The sequence below is a fragment of the Tsukamurella conjunctivitidis genome (assembly GCF_007858475.1).
GTDB classification, from domain to species: domain Bacteria; phylum Actinomycetota; class Actinomycetes; order Mycobacteriales; family Mycobacteriaceae; genus Tsukamurella; species Tsukamurella conjunctivitidis.
Map to the genome: position 1 here is coordinate 172,518 of NZ_VIGX01000005.1, position 22,010 is coordinate 194,527.

The 22,010-nt window shown below is 72.0% G+C and carries 23 protein-coding genes; 11 read left to right on the top strand and 12 right to left on the bottom strand.

Translation table 11 applies throughout. The annotated features are described in order from the left end of the window. Positions 1 to 96: 96 nt before the first annotated feature. Positions 97 to 1,545, bottom strand: coding sequence for an RNA polymerase sigma factor (locus FK530_RS11530; protein ID WP_146487161.1), 1,449 nt, complete (start codon positions 1,543 to 1,545; stop codon positions 97 to 99). A gap of 219 nt (positions 1,546 to 1,764) precedes the next feature. Continuing rightward, complete coding sequence (gene ppgK / locus FK530_RS11535; RefSeq protein ID WP_146487162.1) at positions 1,765 to 2,508, bottom strand: polyphosphate--glucose phosphotransferase; 744 nt, start codon at positions 2,506 to 2,508, stop codon at positions 1,765 to 1,767. Positions 2,509 to 2,606: 98 nt separating this feature from the next. On the opposite strand from ppgK, the gene FK530_RS11540 reads away from it, so the two are divergent. Then, positions 2,607 to 3,470: an inositol monophosphatase family protein gene (locus FK530_RS11540; RefSeq protein WP_410468447.1), complete on the top strand. Its 864-nt coding sequence runs from the start codon at positions 2,607 to 2,609 to the stop codon at positions 3,468 to 3,470. Between the two features lie 42 nt (positions 3,471 to 3,512). Here the strand turns inward: FK530_RS11540 and cei are convergent, their stop codons facing one another. Then, positions 3,513 to 4,250, bottom strand: coding sequence for an envelope integrity protein Cei (cei, locus tag FK530_RS11545; protein WP_146487166.1), 738 nt, complete (start codon positions 4,248 to 4,250; stop codon positions 3,513 to 3,515). Positions 4,251 to 4,529: 279 nt separating this feature from the next. Between cei and FK530_RS11550 the strand changes: the two genes are divergently transcribed. After that, a complete protein-coding gene (locus FK530_RS11550; protein ID WP_146487168.1) occupies positions 4,530 to 4,829 on the top strand; it encodes a DUF4193 domain-containing protein in 300 nt (99 codons plus the stop codon). 30 nt (positions 4,830 to 4,859) lie between these two features. On the opposite strand, the gene FK530_RS11555 is transcribed toward FK530_RS11550, so the two are convergent. Beyond that, the gene (locus tag FK530_RS11555) at positions 4,860 to 5,351 is read right to left on the bottom strand and encodes a DUF3093 domain-containing protein (RefSeq protein ID WP_231706596.1); all 492 of its coding nucleotides are present in this window, start codon (positions 5,349 to 5,351) and stop codon (positions 4,860 to 4,862) included. Positions 5,352 to 5,374: 23 nt separating this feature from the next. Between FK530_RS11555 and dut the strand changes: the two genes are divergently transcribed. Further along, the gene (gene dut / locus FK530_RS11560) at positions 5,375 to 5,836 is read left to right on the top strand and encodes a dUTP diphosphatase (RefSeq protein ID WP_146487170.1); all 462 of its coding nucleotides are present in this window, start codon (positions 5,375 to 5,377) and stop codon (positions 5,834 to 5,836) included. A gap of 37 nt (positions 5,837 to 5,873) precedes the next feature. Continuing rightward, positions 5,874 to 6,695, top strand: a complete 822-nt coding sequence (locus tag FK530_RS11565; protein WP_146487172.1) for a DUF3710 domain-containing protein — start codon at positions 5,874 to 5,876, stop codon at positions 6,693 to 6,695. Here FK530_RS11565 and FK530_RS11570 read toward each other — a convergent pair. Further along, a complete protein-coding gene (locus FK530_RS11570; protein WP_146487174.1) occupies positions 6,679 to 7,377 on the bottom strand; it encodes an alpha/beta fold hydrolase in 699 nt (232 codons plus the stop codon). The genes FK530_RS11565 and FK530_RS11570 overlap by 17 nt on opposite strands. Before the next feature lie 87 nt (positions 7,378 to 7,464). Here FK530_RS11570 and FK530_RS11575 point away from each other — a divergent pair, with 87 nt between their 5' ends. The 3 genes from FK530_RS11575 to dxs all read left to right on the top strand — a co-directional run bounded on the left by FK530_RS11575 (position 7,465) and on the right by dxs (position 11,360). After that, complete coding sequence (locus FK530_RS11575; protein WP_231706597.1) at positions 7,465 to 8,157, top strand: DUF3159 domain-containing protein; 693 nt, start codon at positions 7,465 to 7,467, stop codon at positions 8,155 to 8,157. Then, positions 8,141 to 9,355, top strand: coding sequence for a class I SAM-dependent RNA methyltransferase (locus tag FK530_RS11580; RefSeq protein ID WP_146487177.1), 1,215 nt, complete (start codon positions 8,141 to 8,143; stop codon positions 9,353 to 9,355). Before FK530_RS11575 ends, FK530_RS11580 begins: the two co-directional genes overlap by 17 nt. A gap of 67 nt (positions 9,356 to 9,422) precedes the next feature. Next, entirely contained in the window at positions 9,423 to 11,360 is a 1,938-nt protein-coding gene (gene dxs, locus FK530_RS11585) for a 1-deoxy-D-xylulose-5-phosphate synthase (protein ID WP_146487178.1), read from the top strand. 21 nt (positions 11,361 to 11,381) lie between these two features. Here dxs and FK530_RS11590 read toward each other — a convergent pair whose 3' ends face one another. Together FK530_RS11590 and FK530_RS11595 are read right to left on the bottom strand one after the other, a co-directional pair. After that, positions 11,382 to 12,602 (bottom strand): HRDC domain-containing protein, encoded by a 1,221-nt coding sequence (locus FK530_RS11590; RefSeq protein WP_146487179.1) that lies wholly within the window; start codon positions 12,600 to 12,602, stop codon positions 11,382 to 11,384. A gap of 8 nt (positions 12,603 to 12,610) precedes the next feature. Then, positions 12,611 to 13,228 (bottom strand): DUF3000 domain-containing protein, encoded by a 618-nt coding sequence (locus FK530_RS11595; protein WP_146487180.1) that lies wholly within the window; start codon positions 13,226 to 13,228, stop codon positions 12,611 to 12,613. Between the two features lie 95 nt (positions 13,229 to 13,323). Here FK530_RS11595 and hemE point away from each other — a divergent pair, with 95 nt between their 5' ends. The 3 genes from hemE to hemQ are packed head-to-tail and all read left to right on the top strand — an operon-like array spanning position 13,324 to position 16,394. Next, positions 13,324 to 14,397: a uroporphyrinogen decarboxylase gene (hemE, locus tag FK530_RS11600; RefSeq protein ID WP_146487181.1), complete on the top strand. Its 1,074-nt coding sequence runs from the start codon at positions 13,324 to 13,326 to the stop codon at positions 14,395 to 14,397. Further along, positions 14,394 to 15,659 carry a protoporphyrinogen oxidase gene (gene hemG / locus FK530_RS11605; RefSeq protein ID WP_146487182.1) on the top strand — a complete coding sequence of 422 codons (1,266 nt, stop codon included), beginning with the start codon at positions 14,394 to 14,396 and terminating at the stop codon, positions 15,657 to 15,659. The genes hemE and hemG overlap by 4 nt, the downstream gene beginning before the upstream one ends. A gap of 33 nt (positions 15,660 to 15,692) precedes the next feature. Then, a complete protein-coding gene (hemQ, locus tag FK530_RS11610; RefSeq protein WP_146487183.1) occupies positions 15,693 to 16,394 on the top strand; it encodes a hydrogen peroxide-dependent heme synthase in 702 nt (233 codons plus the stop codon). 50 nt (positions 16,395 to 16,444) lie between these two features. Here the strand turns inward: hemQ and msrB are convergent, their stop codons facing one another. The 4 genes from msrB to FK530_RS11630 all read right to left on the bottom strand — a co-directional run bounded on the left by msrB (position 16,445) and on the right by FK530_RS11630 (position 20,420). Further along, positions 16,445 to 16,873: a peptide-methionine (R)-S-oxide reductase MsrB gene (msrB, locus tag FK530_RS11615; protein ID WP_146487184.1), complete on the bottom strand. Its 429-nt coding sequence runs from the start codon at positions 16,871 to 16,873 to the stop codon at positions 16,445 to 16,447. Between the two features lie 9 nt (positions 16,874 to 16,882). After that, positions 16,883 to 18,145: a glycosyltransferase family 87 protein gene (locus FK530_RS11620; RefSeq protein WP_231706598.1), complete on the bottom strand. Its 1,263-nt coding sequence runs from the start codon at positions 18,143 to 18,145 to the stop codon at positions 16,883 to 16,885. Positions 18,146 to 18,218: 73 nt separating this feature from the next. Further along, entirely contained in the window at positions 18,219 to 19,772 is a 1,554-nt protein-coding gene (locus FK530_RS11625) for an alpha/beta fold hydrolase (RefSeq protein WP_146487185.1), read from the bottom strand. Positions 19,773 to 19,808: 36 nt separating this feature from the next. Next, positions 19,809 to 20,420: a dihydrofolate reductase family protein gene (locus FK530_RS11630; protein WP_231706599.1), complete on the bottom strand. Its 612-nt coding sequence runs from the start codon at positions 20,418 to 20,420 to the stop codon at positions 19,809 to 19,811. Between the two features lie 59 nt (positions 20,421 to 20,479). Between FK530_RS11630 and zapE the strand changes: the two genes are divergently transcribed. Further along, on the top strand, positions 20,480 to 21,505 hold the full coding sequence (gene zapE, locus FK530_RS11635; RefSeq protein ID WP_146487186.1) for a cell division protein ZapE: 1,026 nt from the start codon (positions 20,480 to 20,482) through the stop codon (positions 21,503 to 21,505). Between the two features lie 195 nt (positions 21,506 to 21,700). Here zapE and FK530_RS11640 read toward each other — a convergent pair whose 3' ends face one another. Further along, a complete protein-coding gene (locus tag FK530_RS11640; RefSeq protein WP_146487187.1) occupies positions 21,701 to 22,006 on the bottom strand; it encodes a metal-sensitive transcriptional regulator in 306 nt (101 codons plus the stop codon). Between the last annotated feature and the right edge of the window lie 4 nt (positions 22,007 to 22,010).

A 22,010-nucleotide genomic window follows, 5' to 3' on the forward strand; every position in this document is an offset into this window, starting at 1 on the left:
GTCGCGATGGGCGGGCCTGATCGCGCTCACGCGGAGATCGGCGAGGAACGAACGAACGGCCCGACGGAGAACCGTCGGGCCGTTCGGGGGTCGTGCCTAGTCGAGGTAGTCGCGCAGGACCTGCGAGCGCGACGGGTGCCGCAGCTTGCTCATCGTCTTCGACTCGATCTGGCGGATGCGCTCACGCGTCACGCCGTAGACCTGGCCGATCTCGTCTAAAGTACGCGGCTGGCCGTCGGTGAGACCGAAACGGAGACGGACCACGCCGGCCTCGCGCTCGGACAGGGTGTCGAGCACCGACTGGAGCTGATCCTGCAGCAGCGTGAAGGAGACGGCGTCGACCGCGACGACGGCCTCGGAGTCCTCGATGAAGTCACCGAGCTGGCTGTCGCCCTCGTCGCCGATGGTCTGGTCGAGAGAGATCGGCTCACGCGCGTACTGCTGGATCTCCAGCACCTTCTCCGGCGTGATGTCCATCTCCTTGGCCAGCTCCTCCGGGGTGGGCTCGCGGCCCAGGTCCTGGAGCAGCTCGCGCTGGATGCGACCGAGCTTGTTGATGACCTCCACCATGTGCACCGGGATGCGGATGGTGCGGGCCTGGTCGGCCATGGCGCGGGTGATCGCCTGCCGGATCCACCACGTGGCGTACGTCGAGAACTTGTAGCCCTTGGTGTAGTCGAACTTCTCGACGGCGCGGATCAGGCCGAGGTTGCCCTCCTGGATCAGGTCGAGGAAGGCCATTCCGCGCCCCGTGTAGCGCTTGGCCAGCGAGACCACGAGGCGCAGGTTGGCCTCGAGCAGGTGGTTCTTCGCGCGGTTGCCGTCACGGGCGATCCAGTTCATGTCGCGCCGGATACCGATGGCGGGCTTCTCACCGCGCTCGAGCCAGCGGTTGATCTGCTGCTCCGCGAAGAGGCCCGCCTCGATCCGCTTGGCGAGCTCGACCTCCTCCTCGGCGTTGAGCAGCGCGACCTTGCCGATCTGCTTGAGGTAGGCGCGCACCGAGTCCGCCGATGCGGTGAGCTCGGCGTCCTTGCGGGCCTGCCGCAGCGCCTCGGACTCCTCCTCGTCCCACACGAAGTCGCCGGAGGCCTTGTCCTGCTCGGACGGCTCCTCGTCCTCCGCGTCGGCCGGGGCGGGCTTGGTGACGGCGCTCTTGCCCTTCGTCTCCGGAGTGTCGTCGGGGGTGTCGTCGGCGTCGAGCGTGACGTCCTCGTCCGCCAGCTCCGTGGGATCGGGATCGCCGTCGAGCTCGGGATCGACTTCGTCCTCGGCGCCGCTCTCGGCACCGGCCGCCGAGGCGTCCTTCTTGCCCGCGGCCTTCTTCGCCGTGCGCTTCGCGGGGCCCGCCGCCTTCTTCGCGGCGGCCTTCTTCGCGGGCGCCTTCTTGGCCGCCGCCTTCTTGGCGGGCGCCTTCTTGGCCGCCGCCTTCTTCGCGGGAGCCTTCTTGGCGGTGGTCTTCTTGGCGGGGGTCTCCGCCGAGGTGGCCGAACCGTCCACGCCGCCTGCCGACGGTGCGCTGGAGGTGGTCTGCGTCGCTGCCACGTACGCCCTTTCCTACTGTGCCTGCGTGCGCCGGAGGTCACCTCCCGGGCGCGACAACAGCACCGGTCCGAGCCGGGTTCGGCGTCGGTGGTGGCTGAGGCGTCCGGACGTGAGGGGATCCGGCGTCTGTTCCGGCGTTTCGACGCCGACACCCCATTGTAACGATTCGGTCGCTCCGCCCGCATTCACCTGCGGTCAAAGCGCCCGAACCGGGCGGTTTCACGACTGTTGCGATGCCATCGCCGCGCCCACGATGCCCGCGGTGTTCAGCAGCTTCGCCGGGATCACCGGCGTCGCCACCTCGAGCAGCGGGACCCACTTGTCGGCCTTGCGACTCACGCCCCCGCCCACGATGATCAGGTCCGGCCAGAGCAACTTCTCGTACTCGCGGAAGACCCGGCTGACCTGACCCGCCCACTTCTCGTAACTCCAGCCGCGCCGGTCCTTGACCGAGCTCGCGGCGCGGTGCTCGGCCTCCTTGCCCTCCACCTCGATGTGGCCGAACTCGGTGTTGGGGACGAGGGTCCCGCGGTGGATCAGAGCCGAGCCGATGCCCGTGCCCAGGGTCAGGAGGAGGATCACGCCCTCGAAGTCCCGCCCCGCGCCGTACCGGTCCTCGGCCAGGCCGGCCGCGTCCGCGTCGTTGAGCACCGTGACGGGACGGTCCAGCGCGGACGAGAAGAGTCCGTTCGCATCGGTGCCGATCCACGCCGCGTCGATGTTCGCCGCGCTGCGGACCGTGCCCTTCGTCACCACCGCCGGGACCGTGATCCCGACGGGGCCCTTCCACTCGAAGTGGCCGACGACCTCCTCGACGACCTCCGCGCAGGCCTCGGGCGTCGACGGCTGCGGCGTGGCGATCTTGAACCGCTCGCCGACCAGCTCGCCCGTGTCCAGGTCGACGACGCCGCCCTTGATGCCGCTGCCGCCGATGTCGACGCCGAACCCCAGATTCTCCGCCATTGCCTGCTCCGCATCCCTCGAAGTTCCGGACCTCTCGTCCACCGCCCGGGTGCCCCCGGCGCTGACAAACTACCGCGGATTGTGGTTCTGTGGTGGACGTGCAACTTAACCGGTGGGAGTTGTCCGAGATCGCCGTCACGGTCGCGACGGAGGCCGCGCAGCGCGTCGCGGCCCGCCGGGCGGAGGTGTTCGGCGCCAACGCATTCGACGGTGCCGATGGGGCGCGCCCGGAGGGGGTGAGCACCAAGTCGACGCCCACCGATCCGGTCACCGTCGTCGATACCGAGACCGAGCGGTTCGTGCGGGACCGGCTGGCCGCGCTGCGCCCCGGCGACACCGTCCTCGGTGAGGAGTTCGGCGGCGACGCAGGGGAGCCGGGCACCGTGCGGTGGATCGTCGACCCCATCGACGGCACCGTCAACTTCCTCTACGGCGTGCCCGCGTACGCGGTCTCCGTCGGCGCACAGGTCGACGGGGTGTCGGTGGCGGGTGCCGTCGCCGACGTCGTCCACGGCACGGTCTACGCCGCCGCCCTCGGCGCAGGCGCACGGGAGATCGCGCCCGACGGCACCGTCCGGGACCTGCGCGCCAACCCGATCACCGATCCCGCGCTCGCGCTCGTCGCCACCGGCTTCGGGTACGCCCGGGAACGGCGGGAACGGCAGGGCCGCGTGCTCGCGGAGCTGCTGCCCGCGGTGCGCGACGTGCGGCGCATCGGCTCCGCCGCGCTCGATCTGTGCATGGTCGCCGCGGGACGCGCCGACGCCCACTACGAGCACGGACTGAGCCCCTGGGACTGGGCGGCCGGCGCTCTCATCGCACAGGAGGCCGGGGCCGTCGTCATCGTGCCGGCCTCCGACTCCACCAGCGCCGACGGCGCCCTGACCCTCGCCGCCGCGCCGGGAATCGCCGACGAACTGATCGCCCTACTCCGCGCGGCCGGAGGGCTCGACGCGCTGTAGCCGTGCCGTCGGGCCCGGTCACCGGGGCGTGGACGAGCCCGCTCAGCGGTTGCAGGACTGGCTGTGCACCGCCGAGACCAGCGCGGGATTCGCCCCGCCGTCCGCCGCCCCCGCGGGCGCCGCGCGCAGGATGCGCAGGATCTCCTGCGCGTCGGTGCTGGGCTCCAGGTCGGTGAAGAAGGTGCCGAGGACCAGATCGACCGAGTTGTCGCGTCGCCCGTCGTTGACCAGCTCGGCGCACGGCGCGATGATCCACGCGGCCGCGGCCGCGGACTTCCCGGAATCGCCGAACCGGAGCTGGGCCTGGCAGGCCATCTCCGGATAGACCGGATCGTTGCCGTAGGCGCCGGTCGTGGGCGCGCCGAAGCCGTAGTCGGCGAGCTTGTTCAGCGTGGTCTCCGCGCGTCCCGCCTGACCCGAGGCGTTCAGCACGCGCACGGTCGACGCGGCGAGCGGTGCGGGCCGCACCGAGACCAGGTCATCGGGGGAGACCACTTCGAACTGACCCGAGGTGGGCGCGGGTGCCGGTGCGGTGGCGCCGGCGCGCGCGGCCGCACCGGGCGTCGAGGTCGCGGCCGCCGAGGCCGACGGCGCCGGCGGGGGCGGGCAGGAGACGGGGGCTGCCGTCTCCTCCTGTGAGGACATGGCGCGGGCCCAGGTCGCGATGGCGACCACGGCGAGGACGGCGATCACGATGAGGATCGGCAGCGTGTTGCGACGCCGGAACGGTTCACCGTTCCGGTCGAATCGCCGGCCCGCGCCGGTGAGCTGGGAAACCACGGCCCCGACTGTACGGGAGCGTCTCGCTCCGGCAGGGGAGGCGCCGCGGTGCCGTCGCCGGAATCCTGAGGTCCGTCCCGGGATCCGGTCCCGGGAATCATCTGGGCTCATCGTGCGTTGGAGGGGCAACGAGCGGTGCAATCGACAACCGTCATGGAAAGTCCGTGACATCCGATTTCGAGTGCGCTACACTCTGGCCGCTCGCGCGGGACACAACGCGCCCGGCGGTTTCGGAAACCCCGAGGCCGGGGGCACGAGCAAGGATGGGGATGACACGGCATGGCAACTGATTACGACGCTCCACGGCGGTCCGAGGCGGACGAGATCTCGGAGGATTCGCTCGAGGAGCTCAAGGCCCGTCGCAACGAGGGTCAGTCCGGCACGGTGGACGTGGACGAGGGCGAGACCGCAGAATCCTTCGAACTCCCCGGCGCCGACCTGTCGGGCGAGGAGCTGAGCGTCCGTGTGGTGCCGAAGCAGGCTGACGAGTTCACATGCACCAGCTGTTTCCTGGTGTACCACCGCAGCCGCCTCGCCGATCCGGACGGCGACGAGCTGATCTGCATCGACTGCGCCTGACGGCGACCAGTCTCCGCGGCGACCCGCTCGTCAACCGAGCGTGGTCGCGGCGGGGATCAGCGCGAGCATCTTCTCCGGATGCCGGGTGGAGACCATCCAGTACGGGGTCGGATCGTCGGGATCATCGAGCACCACCACGATCATCGTCTTGATCCAGCCCTTGTGATAGACGAAGGCCGCCGGATCGAGCTGGCGGCCCAGGGCCGCGCTCTTCGCCTCCGCGGGCACGGCCGCCGCGCGGGAGATCAGCTCCAGCGGCAGGTGGGCGTTACCGGCCCAGAGCTCACCATCGCGCACCGCGACACTGCCGCGGCACATCGACCAGAGCAGGACGGCGATGACCACGACGATCAGCACGAACGCCCCGATCATCCAGTCGCCCCAGGTCGCGGCGAGCGTCACCTCGAAGCACAGCAGACCCGCCACGAAGGCTCCCGCGAGCCACCAGTACCACGGCACGGTGAGCCGCTCGAAGTAGCCGTCCCGCGGCTGCGAGGTCTTCACTGTTCGATCGTCCGACACGGCTTCAGCGTAGTCTGCATCCCATGGTGAGCCAGATACCCCTACTGCGGCTCGACGAGGGCCTCCCACTTCCCAAGCGCGCACATCCCGGCGACGCGGGCGTGGACCTGTACTCGACGACCGACGTGCGGATCGAACCCGGCGCCCGCACGCTCGTCGCCACCGGCGTCGCGATCGCGCTGCCCCACGGCACCGTCGGCCTGATCCATCCTCGCTCCGGTCTCGCCGCGAAACACGGTCTCACCGTGGTCAATACGCCCGGGACTATCGACGCCGGCTATCGGGGCGAGATCAAGGTGTGCCTGCTCAACACCGATCGCGAGCAGGCCGTCGACATCAAGCGCGGCGACCGCATCGCCCAGCTCCTCGTGCAGCGCGTGGAGCTGCCCGACTTCAAGGAGGTCTCGTTCCTGGACGAGACCGTCCGCGGCGCCGGCGGCTACGGCTCCTCGGGCGGGCACGCCAGCCTCGAGTCCTCCCACTGACCTCTACAGAACCTCGAACGATCAAGGAGCACCGTTCATGGCCCTCGGCCGCCGCAAGTCCAAGCAGCGCAGCACCGCCAGCGTCGACCCGTACGCCACGATCGGGCAGCCCGAGCACCACACGGCGCCGGCGCCCGCGGACGACGACGAGGTGCAGGAGCTCGGCACCGGCGCGGGTCCCTACGACCTGAACTCCCTCGAGAGCGCCGAGGGGCTCGACGACGGCCGGCTCGACCTCGGCTCGATCATCCTGGCGATGCCGCCGGAAGCACAGCTGCAGGTCGAGATGAGCCCCGAGGGTGTCCCCGTCGGTGTGCACCTCGACACCCCCGTGGGCCGTATCACGCCGGGCGTCTTCGCCGCGCCCAAGTCGGGCGGGCAGTGGCGCGAGGTCGTCACCGAGCTGGCCGACTCGCTGCGCGAGAACGGCGCCCAGGTCGCCATCGAGGACGGCCACTGGGGCCGCGAGGTGGTCGGCACCCAGCCGGACGGCGTGCTGCGTTTCATCGGCGTCGACGGCCCGCGGTGGATGGTCCGCATCGTGGTCGCCTCGCCGCTGGAGAACGCCGATCAGGCCGCGCAGTTGGCGCGGGCCATGCTCGCGGAGACCGTGATCCGGCGCGGGACCGATCCGCGACCCGCCCGCGATCACCTCGAGATCGAACTGCCCGCCGAGCTGGTGCAGCAGCTGCAGGAGGCCATGGCGGCCCAGCAGGCCCAGCAGGAGCAGGCCGCCGCGGCGATCGCCGCGCAGGTGGCGCAGCGCGCCGCCGCCGACGGGCCCGCCGCCCTGCGGCAGAGCAATCAGGACCGGCTCACCCAGGGCTCCGCGCTGACGCGGCTCAACAACCAGCAGTAAGCCCGTCGAGCCCCGCCCGGCCCAGTGTGGCCGGGTCGGGGCCGAGGTCGGCGAGGTCGACGACGACGGTCGCGGCCCCGGGGATCGCCGCTCCCCACGTCCGCGCGGTCGCGACGGGGTGGATCAGATCCCCCTCGGCGCCCACGACCACGGTGCGCGCGGAGAGACCGCGGAGCACCTCCTCGGTCGGGGCGCGGTAAGCCGCCGCCTCCCGCAGGGCGGGGGCGAGGAAGTCGCCGTGCGCGGCCCAGGACCGACTCAGCTCCCGCGCCAGCCACGGTGGGCTGCCCGCCCGCATCCGGGCGATCGCCTCCGCCGACCCGACCTCGTCGACGGTGTCCGCGGTCACCCGGGCCGACATCGCCGCGGGCACGTCCGGCCCGGCCGCGCCGCACCACGGCGGCAGCGTGAGCACCAGCACGACGTCGGCTTCCGGATTCTCCGCGGCCCAGCCGGCGGCCACCGCGGACCCGAGGGAGACTCCGCAGGCCACCAGCGGACCGTCCGACGCGGCGGCGTCCAGCGCCGCACGGTACCCGGCCACCACCGACGGCGGCGTCGCGTCGACCGCGACGGTCCGGGCGCACAGCGCGGTGAGCGGTGCGAACGCGCGGAGTGCGAAGTCGGCGTCCGACCCGGATCCCGGCAGCAGGACGGCGGTGGTGTGCGCGGGGAACTGCATGGGCCGAGCATGCCAGGGCCCGCGCGCCGGACGACGCCGGCACCGCACGACGGATCGTGGGCCCCTTCGGCCACGTACTGTGTTCCTGTGACGGATGGTGCTGAGCAGGAGCCGGACACGGCGGCGCACGACGCCCCCGAGCCCTCGATCAAGGATCAGGTGCTCGAGCAGATGGGCGGCTGGCAGGGGATGGTCTACTCGACGCTCCCCGTCGTGGCGTTCGTGCCCGCCAACGCGCTGTGGGGACTGAAGGGCGGCGCGATCGCGGCGTTGGCCGTGGCCGCCCTGGTCGCGGGGATCAGGCTCGCGACCCGGACCTCGATCCAACCCGCGATCTCCGGCTTCTTCGGCGTGGCCGTCTGCGTCGTGATCGCGATGATCGTCGGGGGCAACGGCAAGGGCTACTTCCTCTACGGCATCGTCATGCAGGCGGTCTTCGCGGTCGTCTTCGCGGTCTCGCTGCTCGTGCGATGGCCGCTCGTGGGGGTGCTGTGGCACCTGTTCGACGACCGCTCGAAGGATCGGACCGGGACGGAGGACCCGGCCGCGGCGCACGACTGGCGGGCCGACCGGCGCCAGTACCGCGCGTTCGCGTGGCTCACCGTGCTCTGGATCCTCATGTTCGCTGTGCGCTTCGCCGTGCAGTTCGCGCTCTACCAGAACGACAGCGTCGGTGGTCTCGGCGTCGCCCGGATCATCATGGGCTGGCCCATGTTCGCCGTCGGCGTGCTGATCACCTTCCTCGTGGCCAGGAGGCTGACCCGTGCTGCAGCCGAATGACGTCGTCGAACTGACCTGCGGCGCCCCCGGCCACGGCGGCTTCGTCGTCGCGCGGCACGAGGGGCGGGCGATCTTCGTGCGCGGTGCCCTTCCGGACGAGCGGGTGCGGGCGCGGATCACCGAGGTCAAGAAGTCCTACGCCCGCGCGAGCACCGTCGAGGTCCTCGACGCCTCGCCGCACCGCGTTCCCGAGGCGTGTTCCGCCGCCGCGGCCGGCGCGGGGTGCTGCGACCTGACCTTCGCCGACCCCGCCTACCAGCGCGAACTCAAGGCCTCCGTACTGCGTGACCAATTGCGCCGGGTGGGCGGCTTCGCCCCCGCGTTCTTCGGGCCGGAGTGGGACACGGTCGTGCAGCCGCTCTCGGACGCCCCGGTCGCCGGGTGGCGCCACCGCGCGCGCCTCGTCGCCGACGGTGACGGCTCCCTCGGGCAGCACACGCATCGCAGCGACGCCGTGGTGGTGGCCCCCTGCGCGCAGCTGCCCGACGCCCTGACGGACCTCGCCGCCGGCCTGCGCGCCGAGCCCGGGACCGAGGTCGCGCTCGTCCTCGACGACGCGGGCGCGGCCCACGCGGCCGTTCCCGCGCGACGCGGACGCCCCGCTCAGGTCCTCGCCGGCGACGCGCTCGCCGAGTACCGGGTGGGCGCGCGATCGTGGAGGATTCCGGTCGGCGGCTTCTGGCAGGCCCATCGCGACGCGGCGTCCAGGTACGCCCAGTGGGTCGGTGCGTACACGAGCCGGTTCGGCGGCGAACCCGGCCGCGCCTGGGACCTGTACGGCGGCGCGGGCGTCCTCGCCGGAGCCCTGGTCGACGAGGGCTTCGCAGTCGACGTGGTGGAGACCTCGGGCGGAGCGATCGCGGCGGGAAAGCAGACCTTCGCCGGCGCGCCCGTCGCCTTCCACCGCGGCGACACGGCGTCCCGGATCAAGGGACTCCCGTCGCCCGCGGTCGTCGTCCTCGACCCGCCGCGGACGGGTGCCGGTGCTGCGGTCATGGCCGAGATCGCGGCGGCGGAGCCGCGGGCGATCGTGCACGTGGGCTGCGATCCCGCGGCGTTCGCGCGCGATCTGGGTGCCGCGTGCGAGAACGGCTACCGGTTGGCCGAGCTCGACGCCCGTGACGCCTTCCCCGGGACCCACCACCTGGAGGCCTTCGCCGTCCTGGTGCCCGGGCGCGAGGACCGGCGTGGCCGGTAAGGGCGCGAGGACCGGGGTGGCCGGTAAAGTGGCACAGGCACCTCTCACGGGAGTAGACACGAGGGATATGAACCTGCTGCGCACCATCGAGACCCCACGCGACCTGCGTCGGCTGGACCAGGACCAGCTCACGGAGTTGGCGGGGGAGATCCGCGACTTCCTCGTGGAGAAGGTCTCGGCGACCGGCGGGCACCTCGGCCCCAACCTCGGCGTGGTCGAGCTCACCATGGCGATCCACCGGGTCTTCGACTCGCCGACCGACCCCGTGCTCTTCGACACGGGGCACCAGGCCTACGTGCACAAGATCCTCACCGGCCGCCGCGACGGTTTCGACACCCTGCGTCAGGCCGGCGGCCTCTCGGGCTACCCGTGCCGCGCCGAGTCGGAGCACGACTGGGTCGAGTCCTCGCACGCGTCGGCCGCCCTCAGCTACGCCGACGGCCTCGCGAAGGCCTTCGCGCTGAAGGGCGAGCAGCGCACCGTCGTAGCCGTGGTCGGCGACGGCGCCCTGACCGGCGGCATGTGCTGGGAGGCGCTCAACAACATCGCCGCCTCGGACCGCCCCGTCGTCATCGTGGTCAACGACAACGGCCGCTCCTACGCGCCCACGATCGGGGGCCTCGCCACGCACCTGTCCGGCCTGCGCACGCAGCCCGAGTACGAGCGGCTCCTCGGCGAGGCTCGGCGTCGGCTGCGGAACGTGCCCGTCGTCGGCGAGCCCGCGTACTCCGTGCTGCACGGCATGAAGGCGGGCATCAAGGACATGGTGAGCCCGCAGGCGCTGTTCGCGGACCTCGGGCTCAAGTACGTCGGCCCCATCGACGGCCACGACGAGCTCGCCCTGGAGGCGGCGCTCCGACGCGCGAAGGACTTCGGCGGGCCCGTGGTGGTGCACGCCCTCACCCGCAAGGGCAACGGCTACGAGCATGCGGAGAACCACGAGGCCGACCAGATGCACGGCATCGGCGTGATCGACCCCGCCACCGGTCTGCCGGTCGGCGGAGCCGGGGGCGGGAGCCAGGACTGGACCTCCGTGTTCGCGGAGGAATTGGTGGCGCACGGCGAGCGGCGCGACGACGTCGTCGCCATCACCGGGGCGATGGCCGAGCCCACCGGCGTGGCCGACTTCGGCCGCAAGTTCCCGGACCGCATGTACGACGTGGGCATCGCCGAGCAGCACGCGCTGACCTCCGCCGCCGGGCTCGCGCTGGGCGGCATGCACCCCGTGGTCGCGCTGTACGCGACATTCCTCAACCGCGCCTTCGACCAGCTGCTCATGGACGTCGCGCTGCTGAAGCAGGGCGTCACGGTCGTGCTCGACCGGTCCGGCATCACCGGCCCCGACGGCGCCAGCCACCACGGCATGTGGGATCTCTCGCTCGCCGCGATCGTCCCCGGGTTGCGCGCCGCGGTGCCCCGTGACGCGGCCCGCCTCCGCGAGGAGTTCGCGGAGGCCCTCGACGTGGCCGACGCGCCGACCCTCATCCGGTACGGCAAGGGCGCGGTGCCCGCCGACCTCGAGGCCGTACGCCGCCTGCCCGACGGGGTCGACGTGCTCGTCGAGGACGGCGACAGCGGCGCGGACGTGCTGATCGTCGCGGTCGGGGCCTTCGCCCACGTCGCGGTCGACGTGGCGGCGCGCCTGCGCAATCAGGGCATCTCGGCGACCGTCGTCGACCCGCGCTGGGTGCTGCCGGTGCCGGCGTCGGTGATCGACCTGGCGCGCACGCACCAGCTCGTCGTGACCGTCGAGGACAACGGCGTCGCCGGCGGCATCGGGGCGTCCGTGACCGCCGCCCTGCAGCGGGCCGAGGTCGACGTGCCCACCCGAGTCCTCGGTATCGAGCAGAACTTCCTCGATCACGCCTCGCGCGGAGAGATCCTCACCGGCCTCGGGCTCACCCCGTCGGAGATCGCGTTCCGGATCACCGGCTGGGTCACCGCGTGCGCCCACGTGACGGTGCCCGCCGAGAAGACGCAGGCCACGCCGGAACAGGTGCGCTGATCGCCCGCCGGTCCGGTGCGATCAGGTAGAGGCGAGCGCGGCCGCGACGGCGTCCACCGTCAGGCGGCGCTGCCATTCCCGCGCACCCGAGGCGGCGAGAGCGGCGTCGACGGCGGCCGCACCCGACGCCGTACCGTCCCAGCACAGGCTCCGGACGGCGTCCGTCGGCAGCAGGTTCTCCACGGGGACCGACACCTCCTCCGAGATCACCGCGAGCGCACCGCGCACCGCGGCCAGCCTTTCCGCCGCCTCGGGATTCGACTTGGCCCAGCGGTTGTTGGCCGGTACTCCGTTGCGAGGGCCGTGCAGGGGCGGCAACGCGGCGTCCGTGAGGTCGTTGGCGCGATGGATCGCCCCCAGCCAGCGCTTCGCCGATCGCTTCATCCGCGGACCGCCGAACACCGGGAGCGCCGTGAGCTCCGCCTCGGTAGTGGGGTTCTTCGCGGCGGCGTTGACGATCGCGGCGTCCGGCAGGGTGCGTCCGGGCGCGACGTTGCGCTGCTCGGCCATCTCGTCGCGCGCGAGCCACAGCTCGCGCGCCCGCGCCAGCTGGCGCCGGTTGCGCAGCGTGCTCAGTCCCGAGAGGCGACGCCACGGGTCCGGCTTCGGGGCGGGATCGGGCCGGGTGCGCTCGTATTCGAACTCCTCGAGTGCCCAGTCGAGTTTCCCAGCGTCCTCGAGCCGCTCGTAGGCCTCGTCGCGCAGGTCCACCAGCACCTCGACGTCGAGCGCCGCGTAGTTGAGCCAGTCGTGCGGCAGCGGCCGTGTGCTCCAGTCGGCAGCGCCGTGTCCTTTCGCCAGCGCGTAGCCGGTGTACTCGGAGGTCATCGCGGCGAGGTTGACGCGCGGCGCGCCCAGGAGCCGGCCCGCGAGCTCGGTGTCGAAGAGCGCATCGCACTCGAAGCCGTCATCCCGTAGGCAGGGCAGATCCTGGTCGGCGGCGTGCAGTACCCACTCGACGCCGCGCATCGCCTCGATCACCGGTGCGAGGCCCTCGGGCTCGTGGATCGGGTCGAGCAGGAAGAGCCCGGAGCCCGTGCGCTTGATCTGGATCAGGTACGCGCGGGACGAGTAGGTGAAACCCGATGCGCGCTCGGTGTCGACGGCGACGGGGCCCGTACCCCGGCGCAGCGCCGCGGCGCACTCCGCGAACTCCTCGACGGTGGTCAGGGGCTCCGGGACGCCCTCGGCGGGTTCGGTGAGCGGAATGCCGGGGACCGGTTCCGATGAGGCCTTGCCCACGGCGGCGCCTACGCCGAGCCGAGCCGGGTGATGCCGGCCGGCGGCAGTCCGGCGGCGGTCTCGAGCACCGCGCAGAAGGCCTCGACGTGCCCGGACAGGTCGTCGCCGAGCGGGGTCCAGGAGGCCCGCAGCTCCAGCTGGTGCGCGCGCGGGGGACCGGCGATGTCGCCGTACCGCACCGATGCGGTGGCGGTGACGGTGCCGCCCAGGGCGGTCACCTCCTGGCCGCGTTCGGCGAGCGCGTCGGTCAGCCAGCTCCAGGCCACCTCGGGGAGCAGCGGATCGGACGCCAGGGACTCGTCGACCTCGGACTGCACGTAGGCGACCAGCCGCATGAGGCCGTTCCACGCCTCGTGGCCGTGGGGGTCGTGGAGCAGGATCAGGCGGCCGAAGGTCTCGCCGTCCGAGTGCTCCGGCACGACGTCGGTCTCGGGCGCGCGGACCTCGGCGCCCAGGGCGTAGCTGTAGGGGGCGAGTCGCTGCGGCGGCCGGATACTGCCGATCTCGATCTCGGGGCGGACCGTCGCCGTGTGGAGGGACTCGACGGCCGCACGGAAGGACTCCGGCTCGGCGCCGCGCGCTCCCGCACCGCCCGCCGCTTCGTCACCCGTTCCTGGTTGGCTCACAAACCGTGACCGTAGCCGCTCCGGAGGCCCTGTCGGCGGAGGCGCGCCGCAGGCCGCGGCCTGCGGGCGCGGAGGTCATGACATGATCGTTGACGATGAGTAACGAGGATCGATCGACGACGGCCGGAGCGACGGCGTATCCGCTGCTCGACGCGGCGGCGGGGCGCTCGCCCGCACACCGCCCGGTGTGGTTCATGCGGCAGGCGGGGCGATCGCTGCCCGAGTACCGCAAAGCGCGTGAGGGCGTCGGCATGCTCCAGTCGTGCTTCCGGCCGGACCTGGTGTGCGAGATCACGCTGCAGCCGGTACGCCGCCATCGCACCGACGCCGCGATCCTGTTCTCCGACATCGTGGTGCCGCTCAAGGCCGCCGGGATCGACCTCGACATCGTGAGCGGGATCGGGCCGGTCATCGAGCAGCCGGTCCGTGATGCGGCCGCGGTCGCCGCGATGCCGCGGCTCGACGCCACGCAGGTCGAGCCGATCGCGGAGGCGGTGCGACTGCTGCGGGGCGAGCTCCCCGCGGGCGTCGCGCTCATCGGCTTCTCCGGCGCGCCGTTCACGCTCGCTTCGTACCTCGTGGAGGGCGGTCCCAGCCGCAATCACGAGCGCACGAAGGCGCTGATGTACACGCAGCCCGACACCTGGCACGCGCTGCTCGACGCGCTCGCCGACATCGCGATCACCTTCCTGCGGGTGCAGGCCGACGCCGGCGCGCAGGCCTTCCAGCTCTTCGACTCGTGGGCCGGGGCGCTCTCGCTCGCCGACTACCGCCAATACGTCCAGCCGCACTCGGCGCGGGTGTTCGCCGCACTGCGCGAGAGCAATCCGGCGCTGCCCGCCTTCCACTTCGGGGTCGGCACGGGCGAGCTGCTCGGTGCGATGGGCGAGGCCGGTGCCGACGTCGTGGGCGTCGACTGGCGCGTGCCGCTCGACGTGGCCGCGGGTCGCGTCGGACCCGGCAAGGCTCTGCAGGGGAACCTGGACCCGGCAACCCTGATGGCCGACCGCGACACCGTCGCCGCGCAGGTCCGGCGCGTCGTCGCCGACGCCGACGCGGCGCTGGCCGCCGGTGCCACCGGGCACGTCTTCAACCTCGGTCACGGGGTGCTCCCGTCGACCGATCCCGACGCACTCACCCGCGTCGTCGACCTGGTGCACGCGCTATGAGCAATGTCGCCGTCGTCGGGGCGGGCATCTCAGGGCTGGTCGCCGCGCTGCGACTGCAGCAGGCGGGCGCACGCGTCACCGTATTCGAATCGGGCAACCGGGTGGGCGGCAAGCTGCGGTCCGAGACCATCGGCGGGGAGCGCCTCGACGTCGGCGCCGAGGCCTTCGTCCGCCGCCGCCCCGAGGTGATCGACCTCGCGACCGAACTCGGCCTCGCCGACCAGCTGGTCGAGCCCGCCGGGCGCCGGCCGGCGCTGTTCGCCGACGGTGCCCTCCGCGGTGGCTTCGGCCGCACCGTGATGGGCATCCCGGGCGATGCGGACGAGGTGCGGATCCCGTTGCGCTGGAACCGGGGTGCCGACGCGTCGATCGGCGCGCTGGTCCGCTCGCGACTCGGCGACGAGGTCGTCGAGCGCAGTGTCGACCCGATGGTGGCGGGGGTCTTCGCCGCCCACGCCGACGACGTCTCGGTGCGCGCCGCGCTGCCCGCGCTGGCCGCCCGCCTGGACGAGGGCGCCGCTTCGCTCGGGGAGGCCGTGCGGGACGTTCTCGGCGAGCCCGACGACAGTCCTGTCTTCGGTGCCTTCCGCGGCGGCTACCAGCAGCTGCTCGACGCCCTCGCGGAGCGCCTCGGCGACCGGATCATGCTCGGCGCGCCCGTGCCGGAGGTGCGGCCCGGGTGGAGCCTGCGCGGCTCGATGTTCGACGCGGTGGTCCTCGCGGTGCCCGCCCCCCAGGTCGGCCGCCTGGTCGGGCTGAGCCTCCCCGAGCTCGGCACCGCAGTCGGGTCGATTCCCGCGGCCAGCTCGGCGCTGGTGACGCTGCGGCTGCCCGAGGACGTCGAGCTGCCCGAGCTGTCCGGCGTCCTCATGGCGAGCCGCGAGCAGGTCAGCGCCAAGGCGCTCACGCTCTCCGGCCGTAAATGGGATCACCTGCCGGGTGGCACCGTGCGCCTGTCCTTCGGCCGCCTCGGCGTGAGCCGGATCGTCGACGACGTCGACGCCGGGCTCATCGCCGCCGCCCGGGACGATCTCGCGAACGTGCTGGGCATCACCGCCACGCCGACTGTCGCGCACGTGCAGCGCTGGTACGAGGGCATCCCCGTGTACCTCCCCGGTCACCGCGACACGCTCGCTGCCATCGAGGAGGCCACGCCGAAGGGGCTCGCTCTGGCGGGTGCGTACTTCGACGGGGTCGGGGTGCCGGCGTGCATCGCGCGGGCGGAGGCCGCGGCGCAGCGCGTCCTCGCCGACCTCTCCTGAGGTGGACCCGCACGCGGGGCTACCATCGGGGTCATGGCCAAACTGGATTACGCAGAGCTGAATTCGACCGTCCGCTACCTCATGTTCTCGGTGTTCTCGATCACGCCGGGCGAGCTGGGCGACGATGAGCAGCGGGCCGCGGCGTCCACCGAGGCCGAGGCCTTCCTGGCGAAGATCCAGGAGGGTGACCTGGTGGTCCGGGGCGTCTACAACGTCGCCGGAATGCGCGCCGACGCGGACTTCATGATCTGGTGGCACGCCGAGAAGCTCGAGGACCTGCAGGCCGCGTACAACGACTTCCGGCGCAGCACCGCGCTGGGCCGCGCGAGCGATCCGGTGTGGTCGAGCACCGCGCTGCACCGTCCGGCGGAGTTCAACAAGAGCCACATCCCCGCGTTCCTCGCGGGGGAGGACCCGGGCGCCTACATCTGCGTCTACCCGTTCGTGCGCAGCCTCGAGTGGTACCTGTTGCCCGACGAGGAGCGCCGCAAGATGCTCGCCGACCACGGCCGCGCCGCCCGCGGCTACCCCGACGTCCGCGCGAACACCGTGCCGGCGTTCGCGCTCGGCGACTACGAGTGGCTGCTCGCCTTCGAGGCCCCGGAGATGCACCGCATCGTCGACCTGATGCGCGACCTGCGCGCCACCGACGCGCGGCGGCACACCCGCGAGGAGACGCCCTTCTTCTCCGGGCCCCGCACGGGGGTGCGCGAACTGATCACGGCGCTTCCGTAGCAAGTTCGTGGTGCGGAGGCAGCGGGGGTGGGGCGGCCCCCGCTGCGCGATCAGCTCTCTTGGTCGGGCTCGAGGCGCATGGAGATGCTGTTGATGCAGTAGCGGAGGTCGGTGGGGGTGTCGTAGCCCTCCCCCTCGAAGACGTGCCCCAGGTGGCTGCCGCAGTGGGCGCACAGCACCTCCACGCGGCGCATGCCGAGCGAGGTGTCGACGCGCTCGATGATCTTGTCGCCCGCCAGCGGCGAGAAGAACGACGGCCAGCCGCAGTGCGACTCGAACTTCGCGTCCGAGCGGAACAGCTCCTCGCCGCAGGCCCGGCAGCGGTAGACGCCGGAGGTCGTGGTGTCGGTGTATTCGCCGGTGAACGGCGCCTCGGTGCCCGCCTGCCGCAGGACGCGGAACTCGGGAGCGGTGAGGCGCTGCCGCCATTCCGAATCGCTCAGCTGCAGTTTGGGCTTGGGAGTACTGGCCTCACTCATGCCTCCACGCTAACCGCGTGCGGCGGAAGGTGCCAGCTCGTGCTTGCCGGGCTCTTCGTCGGGCGGGAGCGGACGGTCGATGCCCTCGTCGAGCCGGTTCTCGGCCTTCGCGTCGAGGTACCGGAAGAGCAGCACGCAGAAGGGCACGACGATCAGCAGTGACCAGCCCAGCGTGCACTTGAGGTACGCCAGGGACCGCCCGAAGGCCGGCCATTTGCCGGAGAGCCAGTAGTCGTAGCTGAGGAAGCCGTAGACCGCGACCCACGAGGCCCAGTTGCCCATCACCGAGCTGCGGTAGACCACCGTCATGAGCATCGGGAACAGCAGCATCGAGTAGTAGCCCTGCCCCAGCGAGCCGACCAGCCACGACGCGGTCAGCAGCGTGCCGGTCGACGTCGTGAGCCACAGCAGCTCGTTGCTCTTGCGGTAGAACTTCCACAGCAGCCACAGCGTGACGGCGGCCATGACGACCACTGCAGCGCGGAGGAAGTAGTCCAGCCACGGGGGCAGGCCGAAGTACTGGGCGTTCCCTGCGATGGAGCTGTTGTAGTAGTCGCGCGCCTCTCCGAGGTAGGGCAGCGTCTTGTGGAAGAACTCCATGCGGTCCGCGGAGAACAGCATGCCCACGCCCATCAGCACGACCGGGATGCCGATCGCGGCGATGAGCGCCTTCCACCACTGGCGGTTGAGGACGATGAGCAGGAGCATCACGGCCAGCAGGGGCTTCACCGCGAAGGACAGCCCGAGCGGGACGCCCGCCCAGAGTGCCTTGTGCTTGAGCAGCAACGCCATCGCCGCCACCTCGGCCAGCAGCACGAAGCAGTTGAAGTTCGTGTAGACCAGCGTGCTGGTGACGGCCTCGGTGGTGACCGCGAAGAACAGCACGACCGGCGCGACCACGGAGTTCAGGCCGTAGCCGAACATCCGGATCAGGATGTACAGCGCCAGGAGCAGCGCGATCGTGCTGAGCCCGACGAAGATGTACCGCGCCGTCTCCGGGTCGAAGTACCCGAAGGGCGCCATGAGCAGCGTGCCCGACGGCGGGTAGAGGTAATGCGGATCGACGGTGTCGTAGTTCTCCGTGTACACCGCCTGGTGCCGCAGGAACCGCACCGCGGCCGCGTACACGGTGGTGAAATCGTCGGTCTTGTTCCCGTTCGGGACCAGGACGACCAGCCGCTGCAGCAGTGTGAGCAGGGCGAGGGGCCACAGGATGGCCTTGACCACGAGACCGGGATCGGACTTCATCCGCGCGAGGGCTACTGACGACACGGCTAAACCGTATCCGACGGTGCCGTGGCCCACGGGAGCCCCGCCCGGGTCCGGCCGGGCGGGGCCGCGACGATCACGCGGGGCACGCCTGCGTCGCCGGCGCGTCGAGGCGATCGAGGTAGCCGACCAGCGACTTCTGCACGCACGACGACCGGACCACCGCGCCGTCGCCCAGGCCGGCCCACGTGATGGTCGTGGGCCGCGCGCCGACGACGGTGAGCTGCCCCGTGAGGGTGTCGAGCGCGGTGCGCGCCGTGAGCGGGTCGGCCGCCGATGTGGCGACCACGGACTTCACCCCGAGGTCGGTGAGCTTCGGCGGGGCGGCCATCGTCGGCCAGGCGGAACAGGTGCCGAGCTCGAGCGCCGTGGCGCCGCCGAGCCGGTACTCGGGGCCCCAGCTGCGCACGGAGGCGAGGATCTGGTCGGGCGAGGCCTTCGTGACGGCGTCCGAACAGCGCGCGATGAACTGACCGTCGCTGCCGAGGGCCTCGTCGGCCGTGCGGAGCAGGGCGCGCAGCGGGGCCGCGTCCCCGGTCCGCGCCCCCTGCAGTGCGGTCGCCAAGCGGGTGATGCGGGCGTCCCGGTCGCCGGGGCCCACACCCAGAGTGACCACCACGGCCCGTCGGACATCGGTATCGGTGAATCCGCCCAGCCGGCCCGCGGCCGCGTCATCGATGATCGTGCGCATCGCGCCGGCGGGGTCCGCGCCCAGGGCGCAGGTGGGGCCGCACTGCGCGGCGAACGCGTCGACGGTGGCGGAGGTGCCGCGCGCCGCGTCCTCGGCGCGCTGCACCTCGGTGCCGCCGTAGCGGACGGGGGAGTCGAGGACGAGTCGCGCGACCTGCTTCGGGTGCTGCGCCGCGTACGCGAGGGCGGTGGTGGAGCCGTCGCCGACGGCGAGCAGGCCCAGCGCCGGCACGTCCCACGTGGTGCGCAGCTTCTCAAGGTCCTCGGCCGCGGACGCCGCGGTGAAGTCGGAGATCGCGTCGGCGTAGGCGTCACCGCACGAGGTCGACGCCCGCTGGGCGGCCTCGCCGATCTTCGCCACCCGCGTCTCCGGACTCCCGCCCGGGCCGCCCCCGCTGCGCAGGATCGCCTGGTCGGGTTCTGTGCGGCAGGTGAGCGCCCCCGAGGTCCCGATGCCGCGGCGCTCGACGGCCACGACGGGCCGGTTCGCGAGCACGGGGCTGTCGCCCGCGGCGAGAGTGGCCAGAGCGCGCTGGCCGGTGAACTCGGTCCCGCCGACCAGCACGAGCGGCGCGGCGGTATCGGGGGTGCCGGGCACCCGGGCCCGGGTCACGCTGAGTTTGAGGGGCGCATCGGTCTGGCCGACGCCGACGGTGAGCGTCGCGCACTGCAGCGTGGCGTTCGCCGCGGGCGGGGTCGCGTACCGGGTCGCGAGGCGACCGGTGCAATCCTGCCAGGCGAGGGGGTCCTTCGCGGATGCCCTCCACTCCGGTCCCTTCGCCGCGGCGTCGCCGGAGCCCGATGGCGCGGCGCCGCCCTTCCCGAAGTCGGTGACGTAGTCGGGGGTCGGCGCCGGAACGGGTGCGCACGCGGACACGGCGACGAAGGCGCCGACGGCGATCCCGGCGGCGGCGAGGGCTCGGGGGCGCGCGTGGGACATGCCGTTCACAGTAACCAGATCGCGGGCGACGGGACGTCAGCGCGCCCAGCGCGTGTAGAGGTAGCCGTCGTCGTCGCCGAGAACGAGTCGTCGCCGCCAGCGATCGAGCGGCAGGTCCGGGCCGGTCACGATCCGCTTGCCGTCGCCGCCGGCGACCACCGGCGCGACCGTGAGGCACAGCTCGTCGACCAGGCCCGCGGCGAGCAGCGCGCCGAGCACGCCGGGGCCGCCCTCGGCCAACACCCGCCGGTGGCCGCGCGCGTACAGGTCCGCGAGTACCGCGCGCAGGTCCACGGATTCGCCGTGCCCCGAGTAGACGATCGGCTCGGGCCCGCCCTCCGGGTACAGCCGGGCGCTGCGAGGGATCGTTCCGCGCGTCACGATCGCGAGCGCGGGATGCGCGGGCGTGCCGTAGTCCTCGTCGCGCACGGTCGCCGCACCCACGAGGACCGCGTCGGCCGCGGCGCGCAGCGCTTGGAACACCCGCCGGTCGCCGCTCCCGCCCAGCCCTCCGGACCGGCCGGAGGCGGTCGACGATCCATCGAGGGAGCTGATCATGTTGGCGCGCACGAACGCGCGCCCTTCCGCCGTCGGATGCGCGTAGGCGAGGGCGAGGGCGGCGTCGTCCGCGGGAAGTGGCTCGATCACGTCACGACCGTAGCGCGGGATTTTCAGACCGCGACGACCAGCGGATATGATCACCACTCATGACGCTGCATCTCGTGGACCGCAACCCTACGGTGACGCCCGAGCAGATGGTGGAGCAGCTCGTTCCGCCGGAGATGTTCAGCGAGGTCAGCTTCGACAGCTACATCCCGGACCCGAACGAACCCACGCAGGCCGCCGCGGTCCAGACGGGCCGAGCCTTCGTCGCGGACGTCGTCAAGCTCACCAAGCAGCGGAACAAGAAGGGCCTGTTCGGGCGCAAGGGCACCCCGCCGCACGGCGTGGGGCTCTACCTCGACGGCGGCTTCGGCGTCGGCAAGACCCACCTCCTGGCGTCGATCTTCCACAGCGTCCCGTCGCCCAAGTCCTTCGGCACCTTCGTCGAGTACACCCACCTGGTGGGCGCGCTCGGCTTCAACCAGTGCGTCGAATACCTGGCGAACCACAGCGTGATCTGCATCGACGAGTTCGAACTCGATGACCCGGGCGACACGATGGTGATGTCGCGCCTGCTCACCGAGCTGGCGGCCCGCGGCGTCTCGATCGTCGCGACGTCGAACACCCTGCCCGGGCAGCTGGGCGAGGGCCGGTTCGCCGCGCAGGACTTCCTCCGCGAGATCAACAAGCTCAGTTCCGTCTTCCAGTCGGTGCGCGTCGACGGCCCCGACTACCGGCACCGCGACCTGCCGCCCGCGCCCGATCCGCTCACCGACGAGGAGCTGGTGGCCGTGGCCGAGGCAGACCCCACGGCCACCCTCGACGACTTCGACGCGCTGTCCGAGCATCTGTCGAAGCTGCACCCGTCGCGGTACAAGCAACTGGTCGACGGGATCTCCAAGGTCTGCATCAGTGGTGTGCACCCGGCCGACAACCAGACGGTCGCGCTGCGCATCGTGGTCCTCGCGGACCGGCTCTACGACGCGGGCATCCCCGTCCTGGTCTCCGGCGCGAAGCTGGACGAGATCTTCACCCCGGAGATGCTCGCCGGCGGCTATCGGAAGAAGTACCTGCGCGCGACGTCGCGCCTGCTCGCGCTCTCGCGATTCGCCTCCGCCGACGCGCAATAACCCCTGAACACACCAACACCCGCCCGGTGATGTGTGGGCCGGGCGGGTGCATGGGTGAGGGTGTCGGAGTGTGAGAGAAGTCTCACTTCGCTGACAACAGTCACTGTACGGGAACGGGTTCCTCCGGGGAAGTCGGTTCGGGCATTCCAGTGTCCGGAATGCACCACCGCACTGCGGAAGTGGTATGGCGAGCGGTCAGCGGGTGAACCGGGCGATCGCGTCGGCCGCCTCTTTGATCTTGGCGGCGGTCTCCGCCTCGTCGCCCGAGCGCGCCGCGTCCACGACGCAGTGGCTCATGTGGTCCTCGAGCAGCCCCAACCCGACGGCCTGCAGGGCCTTGGTCATGGCGGAGACCTGCGTGAGGATGTCGATGCAGTACTTCTCCTCCTCGACCATCCGCTGCAGGCCGCGGGCCTGCCCCTCGATGCGGCGCAGCCGCTTGAGGTACTCGTCCTTGTCGGACATGTAGCCGTGGTGCGCGTGGCCGGCGTCGGTGGTCATGGGG